The 25,595-nt window shown below is 63.0% G+C and carries 23 protein-coding genes and 1 tRNA gene; 6 read left to right on the top strand and 18 right to left on the bottom strand.

Annotated features, from left to right (window positions below; all coding sequences use genetic code 11):
• Nucleotides 1-24 precede the first annotated feature (24 nt).
• Nucleotides 25-1,800 (top strand): CocE/NonD family hydrolase, encoded by a 1,776-nt coding sequence (locus JGU72_RS09235; RefSeq protein WP_199683518.1) that lies wholly within the window; start codon nt 25-27, stop codon nt 1,798-1,800.
• Here JGU72_RS09235 and JGU72_RS09230 read toward each other — a convergent pair whose 3' ends face one another.
• Genes JGU72_RS09230 through JGU72_RS09220 form a run of 3 tightly spaced genes read right to left on the bottom strand, consistent with a single transcriptional unit; the run spans nt 1,801 to nt 5,707 of the window.
• Nucleotides 1,801-2,484: a GAP family protein gene (locus JGU72_RS09230; protein WP_199683517.1), complete on the bottom strand. Its 684-nt coding sequence runs from the start codon at nt 2,482-2,484 to the stop codon at nt 1,801-1,803.
• Nucleotides 2,485-2,508: 24 nt separating this feature from the next.
• Nucleotides 2,509-4,068, bottom strand: coding sequence for an MFS transporter (locus tag JGU72_RS09225; RefSeq protein ID WP_233531824.1), 1,560 nt, complete (start codon nt 4,066-4,068; stop codon nt 2,509-2,511).
• A 10-nt stretch (nt 4,069-4,078) separates the two neighbouring features.
• Entirely contained in the window at nt 4,079-5,707 is a 1,629-nt protein-coding gene (locus JGU72_RS09220) for an amidohydrolase (RefSeq protein WP_199683516.1), read from the bottom strand.
• A gap of 609 nt (nt 5,708-6,316) precedes the next feature.
• Between JGU72_RS09220 and JGU72_RS09210 the strand changes: the two genes are divergently transcribed.
• A complete protein-coding gene (locus JGU72_RS09210) occupies nt 6,317-7,411 on the top strand; it encodes a GGDEF domain-containing protein (protein ID WP_199683514.1) in 1,095 nt (364 codons plus the stop codon).
• A 131-nt stretch (nt 7,412-7,542) separates the two neighbouring features.
• Complete coding sequence (locus JGU72_RS09205) at nt 7,543-8,187, top strand: hypothetical protein (protein ID WP_199683513.1); 645 nt, start codon at nt 7,543-7,545, stop codon at nt 8,185-8,187.
• Between the two features lie 15 nt (nt 8,188-8,202).
• On the opposite strand, the gene JGU72_RS09200 is transcribed toward JGU72_RS09205, so the two are convergent.
• From JGU72_RS09200 to JGU72_RS09150, 11 genes are all read right to left on the bottom strand, one after another.
• The gene (locus JGU72_RS09200; RefSeq protein WP_199683512.1) at nt 8,203-8,436 is read right to left on the bottom strand and encodes a hypothetical protein; all 234 of its coding nucleotides are present in this window, start codon (nt 8,434-8,436) and stop codon (nt 8,203-8,205) included.
• 16 nt (nt 8,437-8,452) lie between these two features.
• Nucleotides 8,453-8,737 (bottom strand): hypothetical protein, encoded by a 285-nt coding sequence (locus JGU72_RS09195; protein WP_199683511.1) that lies wholly within the window; start codon nt 8,735-8,737, stop codon nt 8,453-8,455.
• Complete coding sequence (locus JGU72_RS09190; RefSeq protein WP_199683510.1) at nt 8,734-13,233, bottom strand: tape measure protein; 4,500 nt, start codon at nt 13,231-13,233, stop codon at nt 8,734-8,736. Before JGU72_RS09190 ends, JGU72_RS09195 begins: the two co-directional genes overlap by 4 nt.
• A 487-nt stretch (nt 13,234-13,720) precedes the next feature.
• Entirely contained in the window at nt 13,721-13,867 is a 147-nt protein-coding gene (locus JGU72_RS09185; RefSeq protein ID WP_199683509.1) for a hypothetical protein, read from the bottom strand.
• Nucleotides 13,868-13,951: 84 nt separating this feature from the next.
• Entirely contained in the window at nt 13,952-14,959 is a 1,008-nt protein-coding gene (locus JGU72_RS09180; protein ID WP_199683508.1) for a hypothetical protein, read from the bottom strand.
• On the bottom strand, nt 14,956-15,120 hold the full coding sequence (locus JGU72_RS09175; RefSeq protein ID WP_199683507.1) for a hypothetical protein: 165 nt from the start codon (nt 15,118-15,120) through the stop codon (nt 14,956-14,958). Before JGU72_RS09175 ends, JGU72_RS09180 begins: the two co-directional genes overlap by 4 nt.
• Nucleotides 15,113-15,490: a hypothetical protein gene (locus JGU72_RS09170; protein WP_199683506.1), complete on the bottom strand. Its 378-nt coding sequence runs from the start codon at nt 15,488-15,490 to the stop codon at nt 15,113-15,115. The genes JGU72_RS09175 and JGU72_RS09170 overlap by 8 nt, the downstream gene beginning before the upstream one ends.
• A complete protein-coding gene (locus JGU72_RS09165) occupies nt 15,487-15,702 on the bottom strand; it encodes a hypothetical protein (protein ID WP_199683505.1) in 216 nt (71 codons plus the stop codon). Before JGU72_RS09165 ends, JGU72_RS09170 begins: the two co-directional genes overlap by 4 nt.
• A gap of 7 nt (nt 15,703-15,709) precedes the next feature.
• On the bottom strand, nt 15,710-16,735 hold the full coding sequence (locus tag JGU72_RS09160; RefSeq protein WP_199683504.1) for a helix-turn-helix domain-containing protein: 1,026 nt from the start codon (nt 16,733-16,735) through the stop codon (nt 15,710-15,712).
• 176 nt (nt 16,736-16,911) lie between these two features.
• Nucleotides 16,912-17,133, bottom strand: coding sequence for a hypothetical protein (locus JGU72_RS09155; protein WP_199683503.1), 222 nt, complete (start codon nt 17,131-17,133; stop codon nt 16,912-16,914).
• Nucleotides 17,133-17,432 (bottom strand): hypothetical protein, encoded by a 300-nt coding sequence (locus JGU72_RS09150; RefSeq protein ID WP_199683502.1) that lies wholly within the window; start codon nt 17,430-17,432, stop codon nt 17,133-17,135. Before JGU72_RS09150 ends, JGU72_RS09155 begins: the two co-directional genes overlap by 1 nt.
• An 886-nt stretch (nt 17,433-18,318) precedes the next feature.
• Here JGU72_RS09150 and JGU72_RS09145 point away from each other — a divergent pair.
• Together JGU72_RS09145 and JGU72_RS09140 are read left to right on the top strand one after the other, a co-directional pair.
• On the top strand, nt 18,319-18,855 hold the full coding sequence (locus JGU72_RS09145; RefSeq protein WP_199683501.1) for a helix-turn-helix domain-containing protein: 537 nt from the start codon (nt 18,319-18,321) through the stop codon (nt 18,853-18,855).
• On the top strand, nt 18,856-19,974 hold the full coding sequence (locus tag JGU72_RS09140; protein WP_199683500.1) for a site-specific integrase: 1,119 nt from the start codon (nt 18,856-18,858) through the stop codon (nt 19,972-19,974).
• 38 nt (nt 19,975-20,012) lie between these two features.
• Here JGU72_RS09140 and JGU72_RS09135 read toward each other — a convergent pair.
• The 4 genes from JGU72_RS09135 to JGU72_RS09120 all read right to left on the bottom strand — a co-directional run bounded on the left by JGU72_RS09135 (nt 20,013) and on the right by JGU72_RS09120 (nt 22,430).
• Nucleotides 20,013-20,084, bottom strand: a tRNA-Val gene (locus tag JGU72_RS09135).
• Nucleotides 20,085-20,244: 160 nt separating this feature from the next.
• Nucleotides 20,245-21,435 (bottom strand): serine hydrolase domain-containing protein, encoded by a 1,191-nt coding sequence (locus JGU72_RS09130; RefSeq protein WP_199683499.1) that lies wholly within the window; start codon nt 21,433-21,435, stop codon nt 20,245-20,247.
• A gap of 62 nt (nt 21,436-21,497) precedes the next feature.
• On the bottom strand, nt 21,498-21,962 hold the full coding sequence (locus JGU72_RS09125) for a peroxiredoxin (protein ID WP_199683498.1): 465 nt from the start codon (nt 21,960-21,962) through the stop codon (nt 21,498-21,500).
• A gap of 45 nt (nt 21,963-22,007) precedes the next feature.
• On the bottom strand, nt 22,008-22,430 hold the full coding sequence (locus JGU72_RS09120; protein ID WP_199683497.1) for a DUF3052 domain-containing protein: 423 nt from the start codon (nt 22,428-22,430) through the stop codon (nt 22,008-22,010).
• 300 nt (nt 22,431-22,730) lie between these two features.
• On the opposite strand from JGU72_RS09120, the gene aceE reads away from it, so the two are divergent.
• Nucleotides 22,731-25,574 (top strand): pyruvate dehydrogenase (acetyl-transferring), homodimeric type, encoded by a 2,844-nt coding sequence (gene aceE, locus JGU72_RS09115; RefSeq protein WP_199683496.1) that lies wholly within the window; start codon nt 22,731-22,733, stop codon nt 25,572-25,574.
• Nucleotides 25,575-25,595: the final 21 nt, after the last annotated feature.

Raw genomic sequence — 25,595 nt, 5'->3', positions numbered from 1 at the left:
CTGCGACACAGGAGGCACCCCCGGATGCGTGCACGATCGACTGCGCTTTTGTTCTCTGCCCTTTTGACAGCCGGAATCGCAACCGCCGCACCGACAGACGCAGACCCGGCGGGGTACACCACCCAACTCCTGTACCTGTCCGTATGGACCGGTCCGGACAACGCCACCCAATGCACGATCGAGGGTGAGCTCTTCGTCCCCAACGGACTCTCGCCGTCCAACAGGGCGCCGGCGTCCCTGACGACGAACGGTTTCGGCGGCTCGTACCACAACCAGGTGCCCGCAGCGCAGATGCTCGCCGACTACGGCTACGTCACCCTCGCGTACTCGGGTCTCGGGTTCGGCGGCTCCGAATGCAAGATCTCGCTCGACGATCCGCAGTACGACGGCGTCGCAGCGTCGCAGCTCGTGAGCTTTCTCGGTGGGCAACCCGGTATCGCCTTCACCGATCCCGAGCTGCGAAATCCGTTGCCCGCGCTCGATTACGTCAAGCTGGACGCCACAGATCACAACGGCGTTCCGGCAGCATACGATCCACGCGTCGGTATGTTCGGCGGCTCCTACGGCGGCGGCATCCAGTTCTCCGCCGCATCGGTCGACGCCCGCATCGACACGCTCGTGCCGATGATCACCTGGAACGACCTCAGCTACTCGCTGACGCCCAATGGCACGTCGACGACCAGCGGAGTCAGCACCGCGGTCAACGGTGCCGCCAAGCTCCTGTTCGCCGCTTTGCTGTTCGGCGACGGCGTCGACAACCCGGGGGTGTCGGGTTACGTCAGCGACCCTGCGCGAATCCCCGGATGCCCGAACTACATTCCGTTCATGTGCAACGCGGTCGTGCAGGCCGGAGTGACGGGTGAGCTCGGACCCGAGAACATCGCGCACCTGCGGCACGCATCGGTCGCCACGTATATGGACCGGATCAAGATTCCGGTGCTACTCGCCCAAGGCCAGCAGGACACCCTGTTCGACCTCAACGAGGCCACCGCGACATACGAGGCGCTTCAGGCGCGTGGCGTCGAAGTGAAAATGATCTGGCATTCGTGGGGGCACAGTCACCTCCAACCCGCGCCCGGTGAGTTCAGCCTCAACGATCTGAACCCGAACACGCAGTACGAGACTGGTCGACTCATGGACTGGTTCGATCACTACCTCAAAGACAGCCCCGTCGATACCGGTCCCGAATTCGCATACTTCCGGAACTGGGTGTCCTACACCGGGAACGCCGCACCTGCCTACGCCTCGAGCGCGACCTTCCCAGTGGGACAGCCGCGAACGTTCAGCCTTTCGGGCGACCGCCGCTTGGTGGCGAATCCCGCGGACGCCCGCCCGGGCGCTCAGACGCTGGTCACCGGCCCGGGTGGTCTGCCGACCGGCCTCGAACCGCTGAACATCACGCCGAACAACAACAACATCCCCACCGTGCAGATCCCGGGCACCGAGGCGATGTTCACGACCGATCCCATGGCCGAACCGCTGGATGTCGTCGGCATGCCGACCGTCACCCTCCGGATCCAATCGCCGGGCTCACCGGTAATTTTCGCCAAGGTCTACGACATCGCGCCGGACGGCAGCGCGAATCTGATCAACGGCCTGATCATGCCCGTCAGAGTGGCCGATCCCAATGCGCCGGTGCCGATCACGCTTCCCGGAATCGTCCACCGCTTCGACACCGGGCACTCGCTGCGACTGGTGTTCAGCGGCGGCGACATCAGCTTCCGCGGCGGTCTCCTACCGTTGCCGGTGACGATCTTCGCTGACGGATCGGGTCCGTTGACCTTGCCGGTGACCGGCTGATCAGCTGGCGAGATATTTGATCGCGCGCCCGATCAGCACTGCACCCATGACCAGGAACAAGACCATCATCACTGCCTTCTCGTGGGCGGTGAGCCAGCCTTTGACGGAATGCAGCGTGCGCTGTGCCGCCGCGCCGCCCAAAACGTAGATGATCATCGGTCCGAGCGCCGATGCGGTTGCCACGATCACGAACATCGCCAGCACCATGACTGACTCGGCAGACTCCAACTTTGCTTGCCCGATATCGACACCGGTGATGATGCCCAGCGAAAGACTCGTCGCGTCGAACACGATCAGTGCAACACCGAGCAGGAAAGAGGTTCGTGGCGTCACTTTGTCGATGCGACGCATGAGGGCACTCTGCTTCGGTTCGTCGCCCGCCCGCGGCCGCTTGTGCCACAGCCACGCGGCGTAGCCGACGAGTAGGACACCGATGATCAGCCTGATTATCGACGACGTCGTCGTCGGGTTGTGCTTGTGCGGGGTTTCGGTTGTGTTGGCATTCGAGACGAACATGACAACGCCGACCAGACCGGTCAGCGCCACGATACGGCCGGTGACGTAGCCGAATCCGGTGGCACGCGCGCTGTCCGACACGAGAACGAGCACGATGACGATGATCGGCAGTGGGCTGACCGCGATCGCAACCGCGAACGGCAACACTTCACCTACGACAGTAAACATGGACTCTTTTCCATCCTCGATGCGTCATACATCCTTGGCGCTTGCCTTGGACGGCAACAGAATCAATGAGCAAACGATAGTTACGAGCGGAACAACAGCCATGATCAGGCCCAGTGTGTGAATCGCGTAGAGCATGCTGTCCGTCGCACCTTCGACGACCTTCTGCGCGTGTTCGGGATCGAGCACGTTCGTACCGCCCGCCGACGACGTCGTACCACCGTGGGCCACGCGCAGCGCCTCTCGGGCCTCCGACTCGGTGATCCCGGACCCGTCGAGCTTGGGCAAGCCGTCATGCAAGAACAACGTCGCGCCGACCAATGCGAAGAGGGTCGGTCCGAGCGAATACGCGGCTTGACCGGTTGCCGGTTTGGCTGCCGCAACGGCTCCGCCGAGTTCCGCGGGCGCGCTCGCCATCATGATCGTCGACTGCGGCGTCTGCACGACGGCGCCACCCACAGCGTTCAAGGCAACGGCAATGAAGAGGACGAACGTCGACGTATTTTCGTCGAGGATCGTCAGCATCAGCAACCCTGCCAGCAACAGCGAAAGACCGACGATGAGCACGGCCCGATCGCCGAACCGTTCGCCGGCACGCCCGGCACCGGTCGCCGCGATCGCCTGCAGAACGGTCGCGGGGACGAGCAGAAGGCCCAGCAGCGCGGGTGATTCGGCACGCACCGCGACGATGTAGTACGCGATGAGAATCGTTGTTCCACCGGTGAGGAAGTTGTACACGGCGCCGGCCGTGACCGCGACCGTGAACTGACGCGAGCGGAAGATACGCAGGTCGAGTGCAGGGTCGGGAGTGTGCAATTCGCGATACACGAAGGCGGCACCGGCAACGAGTCCGACAACGATCGGGATGACGGAGACAGGTTCGAGCCCCTGCTCGAGCCGCGAAATACCGAAGACCAACGCAACGAGCGCGACCGCGACCGACGCCAGCCCGAACAGGTCCAGCTTGCGCACCGAACGCAGGGTCTCCGGAACGTAGACGAGCGTCAGGACGAGCGTGATCACCGCGACCACCGGCGCAACCAGAAAACCTGCCCGCCAACCGAAGTGCTCAGCCAGCATGCTGCCGATCGCGGGCTGTGGCGCGGAAACCGCGAACGACGCCCCGAGGTAGAGCGCAATGGCGGCCGCGCGCCGTTCGGGCGGGAAGACGTCGTTGATGATGGCCAGAGACAGGCCGAGCACAAGCGCGAAGCCCACACCGGCTCCGGCTCGCGCGATCATCAGCACAAGGCTGGTCGGTGCCGCGGCAGCCAGCACGTCGAAGCCGATGGAAAACAGCAGACCGATGACGAACAGCCGCTTTTTGCCGTACAGGTCGCCCAGCGCGCCCGCGCCGAGCACCGCTGCGGCGAGGGCCAGCGTCGCCAGGCTCGCCACGAAACTCGCGGTGCTACCCGTCATGTCGAGGCCCTCCCGGACCTCGGAGATGTTGGCAGACAGGATGATCGGGTCGGCGTAGGACACGCTGTAGCCGAGACCCATCGCGATGACGGTCATCGTGGCGGCAAAGCCCGTCACCTGCGGTGCAGCCTGTACCGATCCGGAATCAGTGCCAGGTGCGGTCATGACGGTCGGCTCACTTGGCCACGAGCGAATCGCCGTGCACCTGTCGTCCGGCCAGGAAGGTGGCGCACACATCGAGGTCGGCGATCTGCGCGGGCGGCACGGTTCGCGGGTCCGCCGACAGGACGACCAGGTCGGCGTACTTGCCGACCTCGACGGATCCGATGTCGTTCTCCGCGAACAACTGCCACGCAGCGTCGATCGTCTGGGCACGAATCGCCTGGTCGACCGTGATGCACTCTTCCGGCGCCATCACCCGGCCGCTAGGTGCAACGCGGGTCACGGCAACGGCGATATTGCGCAACGGTTCTTCCGGCGTCACCGGCGGATCGTTGTGCAGCGATATCCGCACACCGGCTGCCAATGCGGTTGCCGCCGGCATCCACCGGGGGCCGTGTTCCTGACCGAAAAGCCCGTCCGCGAGAACGTCGCCCCAGTAGTGGATGTGGTCGACGAACATACTGCACGTGACGCCCAGCCTGGCCGCGCGCGCGAACTGTTCGGGCCGCATCGCTCCGCAGTGCTCGAGGCGCAGACGGTGGTCCTCACGCGGGTGCTCCGCCAGCAACTCCTCGTAGACGTCGAGAATTGTGTCGACGCCCGCGTCGCCCTGTACATGGCAGGCCATCGGCCAGCCGAGCGGGAAGTACGCGTTGACGATCTCGGTGAGTTGTTCCTTCGTGTAGTTCGCGTGACCGCACGAGCCCGGTTCGACACCGATCGAGCGGGTCTCGGGTGTGTCGATATAGGGGAACGACAGGGCTATGTTGCCCACCCACGGCGAACCGTCGACCCAGATCTTGATACCGACATGCCGAACCATGTCGTCCCCTGTACCGGGAGTTTGGTCTGACTTCATCTCCGGATTCGACACTTCGTACGTGCGCAACCTGACGCTGAGTGCGCCGGCGGCATTCATCTGTTCGAGCACTGGGCCGAACTTCGGGTCGAACGCCATCTCGGAGCATGTTGTCAGCCCCGCCTTGTTCAGTCGTTCGCACTCCGCCACCAGCATCCCCGGATACTGCTTCGGGTCGCCGATTGCGCCTGCCGCCAACGGAAACAGCGCTCCCGATTCGTACGCGGTGCCGTCGATGTCGCCGTTCGCGTCGCGGCCGAAGCGTGCACCCTTCGGGTCCGCCGTCTCCCGCGTGATTCCAGCCTGCTCGCCCGCCACCGAGTTGAAGAATGCCAAGTGCCCGGAGTTGTGGATGATCACCAGCGGCGTATCCGGAGCCATCTCGTCGAGCCATGCCCGATTGGGTTCCGGAAGGTTGTGCTGCAGTAGCGGGTCCCAGCCGATCAGATACGCGCCTGATGCACCGCGCACAGCGATCTCGTTCCGGACCGCTTCGACCACGTCTTCGGCATCGGGTACGGTCACGGGCCGAATGTCGATCATCCGCTCCGAGAGGACAACCGCCTCCATGAGCGGGTGTCCATGCGCCTCGATCAGGCCGGGCAGCACACACCGATCGCCGATATCGAGTACTTCGGTCTCGGGGCCGATCCAGCTCTCGACATCCGACCTGTCCCCCACCGCGACGATGCGGCCGTCCTTCGCGGCGACGGCCTCCGCGGTGGGTTGTGAATCGTCGACGGTCAAGACCGTTCCCAAGATGACCAGGTCGGCAGATGGCATCGGGCCTCCGAATCGGGTGCTGTGACGGGTTTGGTTGCGCGCGAACCGATTAAAGTTGATCAAGATTGCAACCAGTTCGAGTATGCCCGTTCGATTCGCGACGTTGACCGTATTCGCGACATCGGTCCGCCCATCTTCGGCCGGCCCGAAGTGCCCGCTCGATCGGCGGACTACATGTTGCAGGCGCTGCCGCTGCAGCTGCTTCCGAAATCACCGCCGAGGCCGAAGTTGCTGCTACCGGCCGAGAGGCCCTGACTTGCGACCTGAGAGAGCAGTGCGTACAGAAATTGGTACATGTTCAGTCTCCAAAGGGTGTCGGAATCCTGGAGACGATACTGAGACCGCGAGGCGTCGGCGCCTGGATTGCCGTGAAAGTTGTGAACTTGTGAGACTTGAGTGACGTACGAGGCGCTCCGTTTGTCGCTACTCCGAGATACAGCAACATCGATTGAAGACCCGGCCCGACGAGTACCCTGGGGCCTATCGTGGCGGCGAGGCCCAGTCGGGACTCACTGCCGACCAAACCGTACTAGCCGTCGACCGAGGGTAAGTGTGGATCACCGACCGGGCCGCCGAACGATTGCGGAGTGGCTCGCACAGCCGCATCCGATGTCCTGGCCTGACCACATCTACCGACGCGCACGCCTCGTAATTTCGCTGACATGCTTCGCTTTCGTCGCGATCGAAGTCACGGGAATGATCGGCGTCGGCCGAACGAACCCGGTCTGGGTCACGCTCGGCCTCATCACGATCGTCGGCACGCTGCTGGGCGGAATCGTCATCCTCATCTGTCCGTGGCCGTCGTTTCGCAACTTCGCCATAATCGCTGTGGCCGCTGATATTTCGCTCGGAGTCGCCACGTTCTACCCGACCGATCCGGTGTACGCCCTGTTCACCAGCGTCGCCCTCACCTTGCCAGGGGGGATCATCTGCGCGGAACTCGACCGCACAGCGCTGCGGGCGCACAGCTGTTGGGTCGGCGCGGTCCTGGCGTTGCACGCCGTCTTCGCGCTCTCCGCGGCAGCGGGCTGGCAGGAGCGCACACTGATCGCGTCGTTCATCCTGTCCACCGGCGCAGTCCTCTTCGGTACCTTCGCGATGCAGCTTTCCCTTCGCGACGTCCTCATAGAGACCGCGCGGCTGCACGCGCACAACGCCGTACACGACCAGCTGACCCAGATGCTGAACCGGCGCGGATTGTGGGAGCAGATGCCGCAACTCGTGCAGGGTGCCGCACCGAGTGACCGCATTGTGGTCGCACTGCTCGATCTCGACGAGTTCAAGCAGATCAACGACGCGCACGGGCACGAGGTCGGCGATGCCGTACTCGTTTCGGTCGCCCGGTCCGTGATCGCCTGCTCGCCCCGCGGCGCGTTGGTTGCGCGCGTCGGTGGTGAAGAATTCGCCGTCATCGCGGTCCTGCCCCAGGACAGAAGAGTTTCGGCCATCGCCTCCGACCTGCTCGAATCTGTCCGCGACAACGATGCTCCCGCCTACGCCACCGCGAGCGTCGGCATAGCGTCCGAGTCGGTCGCGGTACTGCAAGCAGGCGCCGGCGTGAACGGACTGCTCAGCAAGGCAGATGTCGCGATGTACAAAGCGAAGCGGGCCGGCGGTGACCGATACGTCGTTGCTACGACACAAGACTCGAAGCCGGTCCCCAAGCGACCGCGGAAGTTGCGCCCGGTTCCGGCCGACAGGTGATTCGGTGGGCGCAGAGGGGTTCGAACCCTACAAGCCACCCAGCACACAGCATGGACAGCTGCTCTACCTGCGAATTTACATCTCTGTGGATCACTCGGAATAGCCTTGGATTTGTTCCAAGTGTGGCCAAAATGTGGCCACAACCCGACGAGGGGATGGCAGGGGGGCAAGCGATGGGGCGAGTCTCGGATGCGGGCATCATCGACATGTTTCAGCGCCACGCCGATCGAATGTTGACCGACGAGATAGTTCGCCGAGCGAGACTCGGCAGCGACTTCGACATTCAAGTCAGGCTGGACGGACTCGGAAAAACTCAGATCGCAGTCGAGCGGGTCGACGAAGCTGAGTTGCACGATTTCGCAGTCCGTGTGCGGCCGTTCATCCCCTGGGTCGAAGACAAGACAGCGTTCTACACGACCCTCGGTGCTGTCATGCGTTCACTGACGGACGAAGACTGGAAGCGTGACCTGCAGAAGCTGAAAGAACACTGCAAAAGCCAGTTCGAGGCCGACCAGGTAATTCACTTCTCGCGCGACAAGCACGGTGAGCTGAAGTGGTCGGACTACGAAATGGCGAAGGCAATGATCAACGGTGCTCTATTCCATCCGACGGAGGACCCGCGGATAGCAGAGCACCTAGATTCGGAAGTTAGCCGGCCGTTCAACAACCGCTCCGTGATTCGACTGCTGAACGCTGTCGTTGTCGCGGTGAAGCAATTGCAGAGCTTCATCGAACAGGCCGACAGTGCTGGCGTGTTTCACCCGAAGACCACATAGCGCGTAAGACGCCAACTAGTCGGCCGAGTAGACGACCCGGACCTCTTCGTTGGCTTCAAACGGCACTGGCCTGGACCCGTTCGGGCCCTTCACGTACGCAGTGACTGTCATGCCGTCGTCGACGACCTGCTCGACGTCGAACGCGAAGTCGGCCGTCGAAGCAGCTGTGCCGGCGAGTGCGATTTTGAACGCTCTGGACCGATGGAGCTCTGCCAGGTCTCGGGCTCGCACAATTTCACTGTTGGTCATTGCCGCAGCATAATGACTAGCGTGACGCTGGGAGTTGGTTCGCCCACCAGTCGCAGCACGCGGTCATCATCTTCACCACGTCCGGCACTGTGCGGCCGTCAGCGCCGCCGTAACCCCCCGTGTGCGCAGTGAATTCGCGGATCCGGCGGTTGATACGCCGATGTGCCTCGTCGACCGGTATAGGGCCTTCGGCGGCCATCGCGGTCATTTCCTCGACAGTCCACCCGGTCGCCAACGACATTCCGAGCAACGTAAACACGACTTCCCCGTCATCGTCGATCTCGGCGTATGGATTCGTCATCGCCCACCCGTCCGGCCGACGAACGCCTTCGCCAACGCGCGCTGCTCACCTTGCGCGCGCCGAATGCTCCGCTGCACTTCCTGTTCGGTGACACCCATTTGCGGACGGTCGAAGTTGATCGACAAATCGATGTTCCCGCCGACGGCCGGCGCGACGTTCGCGTTCAAGTTCGCGATTTGCTCGATCGTCGACTTCTCGTCCGGCGTCAACCACACTTCCGGCTTTTTCAGCAGGTTGATGCCCATATCGCCGGGGTTCATCACACCGCCCTGGTCGAACAACTTCATCGGCGCCTTACGCAGCTGCACTATCCACTCCGGCACACCCGCGTCGGGGTTGAACCCGAGCTGCTTGTCGAAGTCCTGTTTCGTGAACGACCGCGACTTGTCCGACCCCCCGGCGTCCGTCTTCTTCGTGAACGCACTGAAATCGATATCGAACCACCGGGACTGCGAGATCTGCTCCGGTAGCTGCGCGAACGCCGCATCGACCAGAATGCTGCCGAAGTTGGCGAACCCCTTCTTCAACACGTCGCGGATCGTTTTCGGTTCACCGCTCGAATCGGTGTCCGCCATACCGACCTCGTCGAGCGCGTTCAATGCCCGCGACAAATCGGCGTCAGCTTTCCGCAACTCCTGCTCCGTCGCGTATGGGTCCGCATAGGTTTCGTTGCGGCGTTGCTTTGCGTCCTCGACGGCCTGCTCGGCGTCGATCCGTTCGCCCTCCTCGTCCGAGTACCTGCGCTCCAACTCCGGGGCCTCAGGGACGTAATCAGAGTCCGATTCGACGCCGATACCGTCCTTCTTGTTCTGCAGGCCAATAACTTTCTGCTCAGCCTTCTGCACATCGATGTCGGCTTGGCGTCGGTCCGCGTCCGTCTTGTCCTCATCCGCGTACACCTTGTCGCGCGCCTCTTTTTCCTGCTCGACCGCAACCGTCGCGGACTGCAAATCAAGCTCGTCGTCCGGCGTCCACGGTTCCGGCGCCGTACCGCTTCGACGACTACGGTTGCCCGCACCGCCTGCCAAAAGCTCGTTCGGTAGATGGAACTTGTACGGGAACTGTCCGTCGCGTGCACCGGCGCGGCCGCCGTCGATGCCCGACGTGCCGTGTGCACCACCGGATTCGACGTTGTGCCCGGCGATCGTCGCAGCCATATGCTCCTGCGAAACACCCACCTGGAACTGGGTACCCGACGGCCCCAACCCCGCCACCAACTGCGCAGTCGCCCCACCCAAAATCGACATCGTCGTATACAGGCGTTTCGTCGAACCAACGATGCCCATCGCGATCTGCTGCAACCACCCGACAAACCCAGAGCAATCGAACCCCGCCGGACTCGTGCCGCCCCACACATACGGCAAACCATCCACCGACCGAGCCGCCGACAACGCCGCACGGATACCGCCGTCCTCGAACTTCTCCAGGCGATACCCGAACAAATCCGCAATCCGACCAAGGATCTGCGTCGACCGACCCCGCTTCGACTGCGCCAGCGGAATGAAACCCTCGCCGCCCGTTTCCTTTTCGGCCCACTGAACGACACCGGGACCGCGACCCTGTGCGATCACCGCATCCTGCGGCAAGTGGTCGATACCACCGTCCGCACGAGGCGCCGGCACAGCAACCGACGCGGCACCGGCAAACTGCTGCAACCGATCCCAACTCGAACCGAAATTAGCCTCGACCTGCACCGTCTTGTCAGGAATGCGTTTGTCGATCACCGCCTGAATCTCGGCCAACGTCTGCGGCTGTCCGTCGGTGCGGATCTTCACCGTCCCCGTCGCTTCATCGACCTCGACGACCACACCCTGCACCTTGCGCAGCTCGGTCAACGTGTCGTCGGTCAGCGCAGTTGTCGGGATCTCGATCCCGGCCGAGTTCTCGATCAATAGCTCTTTGATGATCTGCAGCTGCGCGGTGGCGTCGTCGGCTCCGTTGAGCTGCGCAAGCATTTCGATTCGACCCGGAACGAGTCCGATTTCCTCGGCCATCTCGCGAATCTTCTCGATCGGCAACCCAGTCGACTCTGCGAGTTGCCCGAAAGCCTCCTCATTCTGCGCCAGAATCGGTGCGAGGTCACCGCCCGCGTTTCGGACGTCCGCCGTGCTATCCCGCAGCTCCTTCAGCGTGTCCCGAAGCTTCGCCCCGTTCTCCGTCGCAGTGTTGATCTGCCCGTTGCCCCCGTCGAGCTCGGCACCGTACCCCTTCGTCTGATCTTGTAGCTGCGCCACCACATCCGCTGTGTCCCTTAGTGTTTCGTTGTAGTTCTGCATCGCGTCGCCGATTTCGACGGGCTTACCGGCCAAAGCATCCAACGCCTGCTTCATCGCATTCAGCCGGTCCGACGCCGACGAGGACTCGTCCGAGAGCACCTTGACGGCGTCACGCAACCCGAAGAACGCCGGGGTGGTGCGTTCGGCGACCGACTGCTGCAACTGCAAAGTTCCCCGCACTTTGTCCAGGTGCTCGGCCGCTGTCTCGCCGCCCTCGCCGCTGTCGACGACCGACTGCCGGAACTTGTCGTAGGACCCGGTCGACTGCAACAGTTTCGACGCCATGTCCTCGTTCGACAATTTCAAACTGTCGAACACCGCCGCGACCTTGCTTGCATCCTCGGATGTGTCATCACTGAAGACGCCGATCGCGTCGCTCACCTGGCCGAGATTGCCCGAGACGAGACCGCCGAGACCGAAGATCCCGGCGCCGACTTTGTCCATAACGGACGGTCCAGATTCCGCCAGGGCATCGAATTCGTCTCGTACGGTTGCTATTTGGTCCGATACGCCGCCGAGAACGCTGTCGTTGATCGACCCTTGCGATTCCTCGAACGCCCGCGCGACGTCGCGCTGCGATTTGGCGAGCTTGTCGGCGGAATCGGCAACGATGTCTTGCTGCTCACCCGCGCGGTCCGATTCGTTGTTCATCGCCACCAATGCGACCGCGACCCCCGCCGCCGCGAGTGTTGCACCGCCGAGCGCCTTCGCCCACCGCCCGATCCCGCCGGCCGCGGTCGCGGTCGCTGCGTTGTTCGCGGCCGCGGCGGCCGTATTTCCGCCCATGGCGACTGTGTTCGCGGTCAGCGCCGCGGTGTGCGCACCGAGCGCCACGGTCAGCTGGCGTTGCACCAGCATCTGCGCCGGCGCCTGCGCGACACGGACCGCTGTCGCGATATGGAACGCGACCGTCGCCCCTTGCGCCACCAGGAACGCCGCCGTCAACCCACCGAGCGCAACGGTCGCCGTCGTCGTGTGATCGGCGAAAAACCCCAGAATGTTGTTCGCCGCCCCGAGCGCGGTAGTAAGCACACCGCCGGCGTTCCCGGCCAGATCGACCAGTTCTCCGCCGACGTCGCCCGCTACAGAACCGAGCTTTCCCAGCGTGTCGGTCAGCTTGCTGCCGGCGGACGCCGCGGAGTCGAGCCCACCGCCCTCGCCCTTGAACGAATCGATGAAGTCACCGAACGACGCCTTCGACGGATCCTTGAAAAAGTCGACCAGCGCGCTACCAGACTCCTTGATCTGGTCGAACACCCGGCGGCCGATCTCACCCGCCCTCTCCCATTTAGTCGCGGTCCCGTCGATCGAATCACCCGACGACCGGAACGCGTTCCCGAACTCGGCGAAACCCGTGCGCAGATTCTTGGCGAACGTCTCCACCTTCGGCGTCAACGAGTCGATAAACGTCGTGAGGCGCCCCAACCCACCTTTGCCGTCCTCGAGGAACGGGGTCAGGAACGCCGCACCCACACGGCCGAGGGCTGCCTTCGTGTTCTCCCACGCACCGCGCAACGTCTTACCCGAAGATTGTGCGGCGCCACCGATATTCGTTTCGATAACCCGTTTGAACGTTTCGGCGTCGACCTCGCCCTTCGACACCATTTCCGACAGGGTGTCGGCAGTGACGCCGTACTCGTCCTGCAACCACTGGAAGATCGGGATTCCGCGGTCGGCCAGCTGGTTCAAGTTGTCGGTAAACACGGTGCCCGACGTCTGCACCTTGTTGACGATCGAACCCATTTCTTCGAGCGAGGTACCGGCGATCGTCGCCGCGTCCGCGGTGAGGGTGAGGTACTTCGTCAGTTCTTGCCCCGGTTTGATACCGGCCGCAACAGCACTGGCAGCGACGGTGGCGGCGTCACCGAGCCCGTACGCGGTGCCCTTGACCGCGGCCAGCGCCGAATCCATGATCGCCGCAACCGATTCGGCGCTGTGCCCGAGCCCGGCGAGTTTGCCCTTCGCGTCGTCGATCGCGGTGAGGCGCTGGAACCCTTGCCGTAGAGCGGTTCCGATCGCCAGCGCCGCAACCGAACCGACCGCTGCCGCACCAGCTTTGAATGTCGCACCCAGGCCCGAAGCCAACCTCGAACCGATAGTCCGACCGTGCGAATCAGCTCGACGCGCACCCTCACCGACTGACTTGTCGATCTGCCCGGGAATCTTCGACGTCTCCGCTGTCAGCGTGACGTAATACGTCGCGAGCTCTGAACCCGGCACGTCTTAGCTCCCTCGCAAAGTAAGGGGACCGGGCCGACTGAACTCGACTATCGCACGGCGCACCGACAGAGGGGCGAAACGGCGCACGAAAACGCGCTGTACGCCGAAAAAACCGCTCAACGGCGCAATATCAGCGCTGAAAATGGCGGCATATCGACGTTCAATCATTACCTGCCACCGCCGATACGCTGCACCGACCTCGCGACGCGATGTGTGAAACTCGCGTCCGCAAAAAGTTCTGCATTTTGCACAAACTGGCAGGCCCTATGCCTACGGGGCGCTGGCGAGGGGGTAGGGAGGGGTGGTCCGCCACCCTGTTTGTGATGTTCAGGCGAACTTTTTCGACGGTTTGGTGCGCGGCGCTGGTGGGGTCATCGTCGATGGAGATTGATGGGATCGACTCTCCCGCCATCGCTCCCGCGTGCGGTGGCTCTGGGGATCTCTCCGGAGCCCAGGCGACGTTGACGCCGCGACCTACCGTGGATGGTCATTCGCCCGCAGGTAGTCCGGTGGTTCGGATTGCCTCGAGTTGGTCGTCGAACTGTTCGTCGGTGAGCGATTTGATCCATTCCTCCATCGCAAATCGGACGCGTTCGAGTCGGGTGTAGGTCGGTGGTTTGTACTCGATCGGCATGATGTTCCTTCTGTGGGAGGGGGTGCGGGTCGCTGCCAGCGGGTTCGACAGGTGGCACTCTGGATGGCCCCGCCGAACTGTGGGTTAGGTGCCGACAGCGACCCGAGTCTGGGTGACGGCTTGAGTCTGGGTGATGGCTTGGTGGCGCTTGAGTGCGTCGGTGAAATGCCGACGGCCGTACTCATCTTGCACGGCACTCGTGGCGTTGTATGCGGTGTCGTAGGCGACGTCAATCTGTTCCGCGGTTGCTATCCACGGTTCGCATTTTGTGGCGATGTGGAGCAACCAGCGGGCCCGCGCGACACCGTTCGGCCAGATCTCGGACGGTCGGGCCTTATCGGGGGCCGGCGCGATGCTCTTAGCTGCCCGTAACCACCGCAGATACGACGCGCGGTCGGTCAGCGTGCTGGCCTGTACTGGAACCCCGTGCGGCATGGTGCTTGTCGATGCGCCGCCGTCGTTGCCGGGTAGACGGCAGTTCGCGGCGGCAAACGTGCGGCGTTGAATCCAGAAAGGATCCCGGTCGAGATGGTCGGCAAGCTGCCCGACGACGGCGAACTTGTGGCTGTCGACGGCACTGCCCGCTTCGATGCGGGCGATGTCGCGGTGTGCTTTGCGGAGTTCGTCGTATCGGCCGACAAGTTGCTGAACGTTGGTCCATCCGTCGATTGCCGAAGAGGCGATAGCCTCTTCGGCAGATCGGACGTCTCGCAGCGCAGCGGTGTTGGCGCGTACATCCTTGAGCACTTCGTCGAGGACGCGTTGAAGGTGACTGTAGGCGTACTCGATTCCGTTTTGAATCACCATACGATTTAGGTCGTTGGCATAGTCGGCGGCACGGTTGAGCAACTGAACATGCTCGCCGTACATGCGGGCTTCCTGTTGGTGGGTGTGCAGGCGGGCGACGAGGTCAGCCGGTTGTGGTTTCCCGGTCGCGGCTGCGTCGACGAGTTCGGTGACCAGTTGCTGGTCGAGCGCGTCTCGAGTGGGGACGGTTGTGATTTCGAGTCGCCAGGTGTTGATCGTCGCGATGGCTCGCTGCGCGTCGTTGTATTGAGGGATCGCGTTGAGTGCGTCGGCGTAGATGGTCATTTCGTGCTGCCTTTCCGGCCGTGACGGTCGGCGAACAGTTGCTTTCCCTGCTCGAACTTGCTCGTTGGGTTCGGTTCGGGGCGTGCTTCTTTCAGCAATGTGTCGACCTCGGCCGCAGTGCAGGCTTCGAGGTAGGACACGATTTCGGCGCGTTCAGGCATGGTGGTCTCCGGAGTGTTCGAGGACGGCGAGGCGGTCGAGGAGCCAGCGGCCGCCGACGAGTTGTCCGCCGAGTTGCGGCGCGATTCTGCGCACTTGGCGGGCTGAGAGTTTGAGCATGGTCGCTGCCTCCTCGATCGAAATCTGTTCTCCAGCATGCTCTTCCATGCCAGTTCCGATGTCCGATTGTCCGGCTGCGGACATGTTCAGTACCTCGACCAGGGAATTCAATGTCCGCGACTCGGGGAGCCTTTCCCGGCGGCGTCTGCGTTGCGCGAGCATGACGGCCTCTCGAACAGCCTCGACCGCGGCGCCCTGCAGCACGATCGCGTTCGTGTCGATCAGGTGGAAGAGCTGATCCTCGTTCGTCACGGTGCACACTCTTCGGCTGCGTCTACGAGCATGTCGGCAACGCGTAAGGCTTGTTGCGCGGTGAAGGTCAGGCCTGCGATCGCGACCATCGACCCATCGAGGGTGACGGCCGGTACCGCGTCGATAGGGCGGTGGTCGGCGCAGAGGTATGTAATCGATCGCGTCGACCGTCCGCACACCTGGCACGGTCTGCTGCCCCGGCGGCGACTCATTCGGAGTTCATTTCTGCTCCGTCGTCTCGAGCAACTGAGCGGCGTAGCTCTTGCGTTTTTTTTCGACCTGCTCGGGGTGGCAGATCGAACATTGGACTGGTTCCTCGTCTTGGGCTTGATGGAAGCGTTTCTCGTTCGGGTCACTCGGTAGTGAGCCGCACATGCTGCACGGTCGTGGCACGTAGGTGCGTCGTTTGCCGGGTCGCCGTTCGCGGATGAGGGTGAAGCGGACGTCGCCGTAGCTGTGTCCTTCGGTGAGTAGTTGTTCTGCGCGGTCGCGTTCGCCTTTGAGGAACCCTTGTTGGAGTTGTCGGTCGATCCAGCCAAGAGGGTCGTCGTAGGGGTTGGGCAGGGTGGGGATTTCGATCGCGGGTTTGGGGGTCGGCTCGGGTTGCGGTTGCTGGGCCGCGTCGCCTTTCCCGAAGAGGGCACCGAGCGAGTCATCGATGACGACGACGTCGATGGGGTCGGCTTTCTCTTCCTCGCGCGCGTACGCGTTACCAAACGTGAGATCGCCCTCTGGTGGAAAAGGATCTGGTGGTACGTAAGTACCTACTGGTGGCTGGCAGTCTGGGTTGCCGGTATTTAGGGGGTCAGATTGCCGGTATTTATCGCGACGATTGCCGGTATTACCGGTCTTATTACCGGCAGTCTGGGTTGCCTCTATTTCAGGGGGTGGCTCAGGGTATGTATTACCGGCAGTCTGGGTTGCCTCTATTTCAGGGGGGAGGACGATCCGGTACACATCGGCGCGACGGTTGCCGCGACCTCTCGGCGCACGGTGTGTTAGCTCGATGAGACCGCGATCGACACCGTGCGCGAGGCCGGTCCGGACGGTTCGCTCCGAGAGGTGGCCGTGCTTTCCGCCCTCAGTTCGCAGCGCCTCGGCCATCTTCATGACGCCCGGTCGGGCGTTGTTCCCGTCCTTGTCGGCGTAAGACTCGAGCTCTAGGAGAACGCGACGCGTGGCGTCGGAGAGGTGCGGGTCTCGCACCACCATCCGACGCCACGCGAAGCGTTGTGATCCGGCCATCTACGCCAGCCGCTCCGTCCATAGCCGTTGCGGCGGCACATATGAGGGGTATCCGCATCGTGAGCAGTCGCCCTGGTCGACGTGCCCGTACCGAGCGCAGTAGTCGCAGTCTGCGCACAGTTCGTCATACGGGTGCCCGCTGCGGTCGGTCGGTTTTCGGCACAATCGACATTTCTTCATGCCGCATCGCCCCCTGGGGTATCGATCTGCGCGAGCACCGATACAACACCGTCGACCAAATCGACGGCCTCAGTCACGTCCAGGCGAAGTATGAACTGCCCGTATCTAACTCGGATGAATTGTTCGCCGCCGATGGCTTCGGCGAGCTCTACTGCTGGGCCGTCGTTGGGGTCGCCGTTGGGGTCGCCGTTGGGGTCGCCGTTGATCAAACCGAGCATCACGCCACCTCCACGAATCCGACACCGGACCTTGCGCGCACTACGAGTGCCATATCGCGCAACGCGGCCGCGACGTCCTCGGCTTCGTCGAACGTCAGTCGGCAACCACACGCGTTACGCGTGTGGTTGCTCTCGTGACACGAGCAACTGCTGCTGTTACGGCAGTGGTTGGGGGCTGCACTTGCGTTACGCAAGTGCAGCTCGATTCCGCCGTGGTCGTCGGCCGACACGATCACATCGCCGCGGTGTGGGTTCGCCTTGTTCTGGTAGCCGCCCAGACGGACGCGAGACTTAATCATCACGCCCCCCGGTGAAGACGTTCCCGACGTTCCCGACGGTTGCGTGAGGTGTTGAGGTTCCCTGTCAGTTGGTCCGCAACGTCGGCGCACCAATTCAAGTAGCGGGCAAGAGATCTCGCAGCATCGGTAGTCATCGTCGCGGCAACTTCCGGATGTCCCTTGTCAGAGTCGTTTACGTGGATTACGCCATCGACGATCAGCCGCATATGCACTCCGACTTCCCTCCTGAAGTGCGCTCGGACGACGTCGCGCGGGAATGTGCCATGCAAGTACGGACGAACTGGTTTGACGTAGATGCCGGCGGGCTCGAGTTGTGGTTCTGCCTCAGCGACGACGCGGTAGGCAGGGCCCTCGCAGTACGGGCTGTGGCTGAAGTTTCCTGAACTTGGGCCGTCCGCAAGGCAGAACGGTGCGCAGTAACCATGAAGGGCGGTTGTTAACGATTCGTCGTGGGTCGGGGATATTGTGGACATGGAACTGGTTCCTTTCGCGGGGATTGTGTTCTGATCGCCCTCGGATGCGGTTGCCGCCGCTCCGGGGGCACTTTTCTGATCGCTGGACATTTCAGGCCACCGGCCGCTGGTCTGTGCGCTGCAGCGTGTGCGAATCCACCCACGCGTAGACGTCGGACCAGTCGTAAAAGACCTTTCTCCCCAGCTTTTTGAACTTTGGGCCACAGCCCCTGTACCGCTCTTGCGCGAGCTGCGTTTCTGTCACGCGGCGATACTCGGCCACTTCGCGCGGGGTGGCTAGAGGCTTCCTGAGAGCCGACTGACTCATACGATTCCTTCCTCGTCCGTTGTGACCTTGTTAACATCTGTTTGGGTCATGTTCTTTCATACTCGCTCTATGGAGATTCAACAAGTACCGAACTACTGTTTCGATCATGGCAACAAGGAAGGTCGAAATAGGCCCGTCGGGAGAAACCGCGCGAGCAAACATCGCGCGAATCCGACGAGATCGCGGAATCACGCTTCGCGAACTCTCGCAACAGATGTCGGAGGGTGACCGACCGCTGAGTTATCCCACGCTGAGCCAGATCGAGACCGGTGCCCGCCGCATCGACGTAGACGACCTGGTCGCGCTCGCGATCGCACTCGACGTGAGTCCAAACACTCTGTTGATTCCCCAAGCAGAGAACCTCGACGACGAGGTAACGCTCACTAACGCACAGAGCATTTCGCTGAAAGACGCGTGGTACTTCTTCATGGGAATGCGATCGCTTCACGGCCGCAGCGGCAACATCGATTTCGCGACCAACTCGTTGCCGGCTCACCTCGGCAGGGGTGCGCGCTGGTCAGTGTCGTCAGCCCGGACCCAAGAACCGCCCGTACTCAGCTTGCAGATGGAAACCGATGGCTCGACGGTCAAGTGGCGGACAGGAGTCGGTACCGCTTCCATATTTAATGACGAGGACGAGTAGATGGCAACGATCGAGAGCTATCAGACAGCAAGTGGGAAGCGGTACCGCGTCCGCTACCGCGATCCGGATCGCCGCCAGACACAGAAGCGTGGTTTTACGACCAAACGCGACGCGCAAGCGTACGCGGCGACGGTCGAAGTATCGAAGCTCAAAGGCGAGTACATCTCCCCTAGCGACGGCCGCACGACAGTCGGCGAACTCGGCCCCGCGTGGCTCGGACGCCAAGCCCACCTGAAACCATCCGCGTACGCACCCGTAGAGGTCGCGTGGCGGCTCCGAGTCGAACCACGATGGGGAACAGTCCAACTGGCCGACATTCGCCCGTCAGCGGTCCAACAGTGGATCGCGGACCTATCCCGTGGCAACGACACGACCAAGCCACTGGGCGCGACAGTCGTGATTCGCACACATGGCGTACTCGCGTCGATCCTCGATACCGCGGTCCGCGACCGGCTCATCCCGTCGAACCCAGCTCGCAAGCTCAAACTGCCACGGAAGCAACGCAAGCGGCCGACATATCTGACGCACGAGCAAGTCGCCGCGCTCGCGCACGAGTGCGGCGAGCACGCCGCGTTGGTGCTGCTGCTCGCGTACACGGGCCTGCGCTGGGGCGAGGCCACAGGGATGCGTGTGCGCGACCTCGACCTCCTACGGCGACGCGCAACGATCGACGAGAACGCCGTAGCGGTCGGCCGCCAAATCATCGTGGGCACGACAAAGGGCCACAAACGGCGCACGGTGCCGCTCGCTGATTTCCTGGTGCCGTATCTGGCTCGAGAGTGCGAGAACAAGACGCGTGACGATCTTGTGTTCCCCGGCGACGATGGCCGCCACATGTCGAGACCGCACAACGTATCGGGATGGTTCGACCGCGCTGTTGCCACCGCCGATCTGCCGAAGGTCACTCCCCACGACCTGCGGCACACCGCGGCGAGCCTCGCAGTTTCGGCCGGCGCGAACGTCAAAGCGCTGCAGAAGATGCTCGGGCACGCGTCCGCTGCGATGACGCTCGACGTGTACGCGGACCTGTTCGACGACGATCTCGAACGGGTGGCCACGGCACTGAGCGAGGCCCGTTCTCGCGCAAATGTGGCCAAAATGTGGCCAACAGGAACCTAGATTCGCGTCTGACCAGGGAAAACAGTGTAAATCGCGGGTGGGCGCAGAGGGGTTCGAACCCCCGACCGCTGGTGTGTAAAACCAGAGCTCTACCACTGAGCTATACGCCCGGACCGGATTGGCTCCGGTACGGCTCAACAATCTATCGTGACGCCGCCGTTTATCCCAAACCGCTGGTCACAGCCCCGCAAACCCGCCGAGAGTGCACTTACCGCTGCAAAAGCCGAGAACCACCGACAACAACTGCACAGTCGGCGAGGACGAGGCGCGCTACTTCAGCTGCTCCGGATAAAGCTGCTCGATCAACTTCAGGACGATGTCTGTGGTGACCGTGGTCGAGTCCGTCGATGCGTTGCCGATCGCGACGAAGGTCGCGTCCGCTTCGGGCAGCCGCAGGACGATCGACGAATAGCCGAGAATCGCGCCGTTGTGACCGACGAGGTCGTTGATCGTCATGACGCCGAGTCCGTAGCCGAGGTTGATTGGCATACCGTCGATCTTCTTGCTGGCCAACCGTTCTCGCTGCAGCTCCGGCGTGAGCAGCGAGCCGTCTGTCAGTTCCTTCGCCCACAGCTTCAGGTCTTCGATGGTGGACGTCATTGCGCCCGCGGTCCACCCGACCGCCGGGTTGACGTCGTCGACGATCCGGAGCGGCTTACCGGGGTCGTTCGGGTCGGGCAGATACGCGGTCGGGTGTGGCTCGGGCACGGTGTTGCCGGTCGGGAAGTTGGTTCCCGACATCCCCAGCTTGGCTACGACGTCGTCGTTGATCACGGCGGCAGCCGTGCGACCCGTCACCTTCTCGAGAATCAGGCCGAGCAGGATGTAGTTGCTGTCGCAGTAGACGGTTTTCGCGCCGGGCTCGAAGTCCACCGGGTGTGCTTTGACGATGTCGACTGCCTGCTGCGGCGTCCAGGGCATGACCGGATCGGCGTCGAAGGCGACATTGAAAGCCTCGTCGGCGGTGAAGTCGTACAGACCCGACGTCATGTCGAGCAGATTGCGGACAGTGATCTTGCTGCCGTTGGGCAGGCCGGGAACGAACGACTCGAGCGTGTCGTCGAGCGCCAGCTTTCCCGCCCCCACCTGTTGCAGGATTGCCGTTGCAGTGAAGGTCTTCGAAATACTCGCGATTCGGCCGTGGTCGTCGCTCTCGTACGGCTTGCTCGACGCGATGTCGGCGACGCCGAGGACCTGCGCCCATTCTTCGTCGCCGATCCACACCGACACCGCCAGGCCCGGCAGTCCGGAACTTGCGAAGGCATCGGCGACTGTCCGATCGAGCGTTGCGACGGTCGCCGAGTCGAGCGTCACCGAAGCCGAACTGGTGTCTGCCGATTTCGACGCTGCCGACGTCGGTCCGCCGCCGTCGCTACTCGCCCCACATCCAGCGACGAAGAGCGCACCGACAACCGGCCAGATCGTGTATCGCAAAGCCGCCGAAAGGCGTCCACCCGACATGTGCGTACCTACTCCCGACTCGCGTTTCGCGAGAATCGTACGCCGCCGAAAAACGCTGTGGCTCAAGAAACCAGAGTCGCGAGTGCCTTTTCCCAGATCGATTGGTCGCGGACCTCGCCTGGACCGACCATCTCGGCAAAGCGAACGATGCCTTCTTTGTCGATCACGAACGTGCCGCGGTTGGCGAAACCGGCTTTCTCGTTGAAAACCCCGTACGCCTGGGCAACCTCCCCGTGCGGCCAGAAGTCCGACAGCAACGGAAAGGTGTAGCCCTGCTCTGCAGCCCAGATCTTGTGCGTCGGCGAGGGCCCGACCGAGATCGCGAGGATCTCGCTCTCGTCGTTCTGGAACTTCGGGAGTTCGTCACGAACCTTGCACAGTTCACCCTGGCAAGTGCCCGTGAACGCCAGCGGATAGAAAACCAGGAGCACGTTCTTCTTCCCACGGAAGTCCGACAACGTGACTTTCTGGTTGTTCTGATCCTTCAGCGTGAAGTCGGGCGCCGTCGAACCAACCTCTAGCGTCATGAGACGTCCTTACCTGGATCTGCTGATCCCGTTGTACGAGCGGGCTCAGCGCTTGGGTGCGCGGGCCTTCGGCTGCACCAGCCGGCTACCTGTCCAGGCACCGAGGTTCACGGCCGAGGTCTGCGTCAACCCGGCGGTCGGAGCCGATTCTGCGATCTCACTCGGCTCGACGTGGCCTGGCTGCCCCGTTTTCGGTGTGAGCACCCAGACGAATCCGTCGTCGGAAAGCGGGACGATGGCATCCATCAACTCGTCCACGAGATCACCGTCGCCGTCTCGCCACCAGAGCAAGACGACGTCGACAACCTCGTCCGAGTCCTCGTCGACCAACTCACCGCCGATCGTGTCTTCTACGTCGGCGCGCAGATTGTCGTCGGTATCCTCGTCCCACCCCAGCTCTTGAACCACCATGTCGTGCGAGATACCAAGCTTCTGAGCGTAATTCTGCGCGTCCGCCGCGGCGACCACGGTGGTGTCCTCCCTATCTATGGGCATCAGTAGTGAAAGCGAACATGGTCAAAGCCATAAACGCAAGCTGCGAGCCCGAATTGGCGCCCGAAACCCACATCGAGGTTCGATCTTGACGGAAGTTTGCCTTGATTGCCATCGGAACGCGATAACCGGGGTCGGGTTTGGGCTAGTTGCTGACCGAACGCACATGATGCGGAAGGATGGACAGCGACCCGAGTTTGTAGAAAGTGTGGCGTCCGCATCCGGACAAGCACGAGGAGCGCATGCCGACCGCGTGCCGTCAGCAAGGGAGCAGTGTTGTCCGATCTGAGTCAGGAATCGTCAGCCCGGCAGGCCAATTCGGCGGCACAACCGGGATCGCGCCGCGGCAACGGCGCAGTGTCCGACGGCCGAGTTCGCGTCATTCGGGAAGGCGTTGCATCCTATCTTCCGGATATCGATCCGGACGAGACAAGTGAGTGGCTGGAGTCGTTCGACGCGCTGCTCGATCAGTCCGGTCCGGCGCGAGCTCGATACCTCATGCTGCGCATGCTCGAGCGAGCCGGCGAGAAGCACGTCTCGATTCCAGCGCTGACTTCCACCGATTACGTCAACACGATCCCCACCGAGAACGAACCGTGGTTTCCCGGCGACGAAGAGGTCGAACGCCGTTTCCGGGCCTGGATCCGCTGGAATGCGGCAATCATGGTCCACCGGGCACAGCGCCCGGGCGTCGGCGTCGGCGGCCACATCTCGACCTACGCGTCGTCGGCAGCGTTGTACGAGGTCGGGTTCAACCACTTCTTCCGCGGCAAGGACCACTCCGGCGGCGGCGACCAGATCTTCATCCAGGGCCACGCCTCCCCCGGCATCTACGCCCGGGCCTATCTGGAGGGCCGGATCCCCGCCGAGCAGATGGACGGCTTCCGCCAGGAATACAGCCACGCGAGCAAGGGTGGTGGGCTCCCGTCCTACCCGCACCCGCGCCTGCTGCCGAATTTCTGGGAGTTCCCGACCGTCTCGATGGGCCTCGGCCCGATGAACGCCATCTATCAGGCCCGGTTCAACCACTACCTCGAAGACCGCGGCATCAAGGACACGTCCGATCAGCACGTCTGGGCGTTCCTCGGCGACGGCGAGATGGACGAACCGGAGTCACGCGGTCTCACGCATGTCGCCGCAACCGAAGGGCTCGACAACCTCACCTTCGTCGTCAACTGCAACCTGCAGCGTCTCGACGGACCGGTCCGCGGCAACGGCAAGATCATCCAGGAACTCGAGTCGTTCTTCCGCGGCGCGGGCTGGAACGTCATCAAGGTCGTCTGGGGCCGCGAATGGGACGCGCTCCTGCACAAGGACCGCGACGGTGCGCTCGTCAACCTGATGAACACGACGCCGGACGGCGACTTCCAGACCTACAAGGCCAACGACGGCGCGTTCGTCCGCGATCACTTCTTCGGCCGCGACCCGCGGACGAAGGAACTCGTCAAGGACCTGTCCGACGGCGACATCTGGAACCTCAAGCGTGGTGGCCACGACTACCGCAAGGTGCACGCCGCCTACGCCGCCGCGTTGGCGCACAAGGGTCAGCCGACGGTCATTCTCGCCAAGACCATCAAGGGCTACACGCTCGGCAAGCACTTCGAAGGCCGCAACGCGACGCACCAGATGAAGAAACTGACGCTCGACGATCTCAAGGACTTCCGCGATCTGCAGCGAATTCCGGTGAGCGATGCCGAGTTGGAGAAGGATCCGTACCTGCCGCCGTACTACCACCCCGGAATGGATTCACCGGAGATCGAGTACATGCTGGACAGGCGTCGCACGCTCGGCGGTTTCCTGCCCGAGCGTCGTACCGCGGCGAAGCCGCTGAAGCTCCCAGGTGACGAGGTCTACAAAACGGTTCGCAAGGGTTCGGGCAAGCAGCAGGTCGCCACGACGATGGCACTCGTCCGCGTGATGAAAGAGTTGTTGCGGGACAAGGAAATCGGCAAGCGCATCGTGCCGATCATCCCCGACGAGGCCCGGACCTTCGGTATGGACTCCTGGTTCCCGTCGTTGAAGATCTACAACCGCAACGGTCAGCTCTATACCGCGGTCGATGCCGAGCAGATGCTGTCCTACAAGGAATCCACCATCGGCCAGATCCTGCACGAGGGCATCAACGAGGCGGGATCGACGGCGTCGTTCACCGCGGTGGGCACGTCGTACGCCACGCACGGCGAGCCGATGATCCCGCTGTACATCTTCTACTCGATGTTCGGTTTCCAGCGGACCGGTGACGGGCTCTGGGCGGCGACCGACCAGATGGCGCGTGGCTTCGTCCTCGGCGCCACCGCCGGCCGGACGACGCTGACGGGCGAGGGCCTGCAGCACGCCGATGGCCACTCCCAAGCCCTTGCAGCGACGAACCCCGCCGTCGTCGCGTACGACCCTGCTTTTTCGTACGAGGTCGCGCACATCGTCAAGGACGGCCTGCGCCGGATGTTCGGCGGCACCGAGGGCGATGAAGGGTTCGGCGGCGAGAACATCTTCTACTACATAACCCTCTACAACGAGCCGTATCAGCAGCCTGCCGAGCCCGAGGATCTCGACATCGAGGGACTCCTCAAAGGCATCTACCTATACAAGGCCGGAACCACCGACGGACCGAAGGCCCAGATCCTGGTATCCGGCGTCATCGTGCCGGACGGCCTGCGCGCTCAGGCGTTGCTCGCCGAAGACTGGGGTGTGAGCGCAGACGTGTGGTCGGTGACCTCATGGAACGAGCTACGGCGCGACGGCGTCGAATCCGAGCGGCTCGCCCTGCGCGATCCCGGCACCGACCCGCCAGTCCCGTACGTCACCAAGATATTGAGTGCGGCGGAGGGACCGTACGTCGCGGCATCGGATTGGATGCGGCTGGTCCCCGACCAGATCAGGCAGTGGGTACCGGGCGATTTCACGACCCTCGGTGCCGACGGATTCGGGTTTTCCGACACGCGCACTGCCGCGCGACGCGTTTTCAACATCGACGCGCAGTCGATCACCGTCGCTGTTCTCGCCGCGCTCGCGCGCAGCGGCGAGGTCGACAGGTCGAAGGCGGTGGAGGCCGCGACGAAGTACGGCATCGACGACGTCCTCGCAGCACCGGAGGACACCTCGGAGCCCGGCGACGCGTGAGCACCGATCGCAGGTCCCTAC

This window comes from Antrihabitans auranticaus, assembly GCF_016481275.1.
In the GTDB taxonomy this organism is placed as follows: domain Bacteria; phylum Actinomycetota; class Actinomycetes; order Mycobacteriales; family Mycobacteriaceae; genus Antrihabitans.
Note: the sequence above shows the minus strand (reverse complement) of the source record. Positions and strands in the feature narration are given on the sequence as shown.

Bases quoted from the DNA above. Each gene is read 5' to 3' on its own strand.
- JGU72_RS09235 (WP_199683518.1), top strand. From the start codon at position 25: ATGCGTGCACGATCGACTGCGCTTTTGTTCTCTGCCCTTTTGACAGCC.
- JGU72_RS09230 (WP_199683517.1), bottom strand. From the start codon at position 2,484: ATGTTTACTGTCGTAGGTGAAGTGTTGCCGTTCGCGGTTGCGATCGCG.
- JGU72_RS09225 (WP_233531824.1), bottom strand. From the start codon at position 4,068: ATGACCGCACCTGGCACTGATTCCGGATCGGTACAGGCTGCACCGCAG.
- JGU72_RS09220 (WP_199683516.1), bottom strand. From the start codon at position 5,707: ATGCCATCTGCCGACCTGGTCATCTTGGGAACGGTCTTGACCGTCGAC.
- JGU72_RS09210 (WP_199683514.1), top strand. From the start codon at position 6,317: ATGTCCTGGCCTGACCACATCTACCGACGCGCACGCCTCGTAATTTCG.
- JGU72_RS09205 (WP_199683513.1), top strand. From the start codon at position 7,543: ATGTGGCCACAACCCGACGAGGGGATGGCAGGGGGGCAAGCGATGGGG.
- JGU72_RS09200 (WP_199683512.1), bottom strand. From the start codon at position 8,436: ATGACCAACAGTGAAATTGTGCGAGCCCGAGACCTGGCAGAGCTCCAT.
- JGU72_RS09195 (WP_199683511.1), bottom strand. From the start codon at position 8,737: ATGACGAATCCATACGCCGAGATCGACGATGACGGGGAAGTCGTGTTT.
- JGU72_RS09185 (WP_199683509.1), bottom strand. From the start codon at position 13,867: ATGCCGATCGAGTACAAACCACCGACCTACACCCGACTCGAACGCGTC.
- JGU72_RS09180 (WP_199683508.1), bottom strand. From the start codon at position 14,959: ATGACCATCTACGCCGACGCACTCAACGCGATCCCTCAATACAACGAC.
- JGU72_RS09175 (WP_199683507.1), bottom strand. From the start codon at position 15,120: ATGCCTGAACGCGCCGAAATCGTGTCCTACCTCGAAGCCTGCACTGCG.
- JGU72_RS09165 (WP_199683505.1), bottom strand. From the start codon at position 15,702: ATGAGTCGCCGCCGGGGCAGCAGACCGTGCCAGGTGTGCGGACGGTCG.
- JGU72_RS09160 (WP_199683504.1), bottom strand. From the start codon at position 16,735: ATGGCCGGATCACAACGCTTCGCGTGGCGTCGGATGGTGGTGCGAGAC.
- JGU72_RS09155 (WP_199683503.1), bottom strand. From the start codon at position 17,133: ATGCTCGGTTTGATCAACGGCGACCCCAACGGCGACCCCAACGGCGAC.
- JGU72_RS09150 (WP_199683502.1), bottom strand. From the start codon at position 17,432: ATGATTAAGTCTCGCGTCCGTCTGGGCGGCTACCAGAACAAGGCGAAC.
- JGU72_RS09145 (WP_199683501.1), top strand. From the start codon at position 18,319: ATGGCAACAAGGAAGGTCGAAATAGGCCCGTCGGGAGAAACCGCGCGA.
- JGU72_RS09140 (WP_199683500.1), top strand. From the start codon at position 18,856: ATGGCAACGATCGAGAGCTATCAGACAGCAAGTGGGAAGCGGTACCGC.
- JGU72_RS09130 (WP_199683499.1), bottom strand. From the start codon at position 21,435: ATGTCGGGTGGACGCCTTTCGGCGGCTTTGCGATACACGATCTGGCCG.
- JGU72_RS09125 (WP_199683498.1), bottom strand. From the start codon at position 21,962: ATGACGCTAGAGGTTGGTTCGACGGCGCCCGACTTCACGCTGAAGGAT.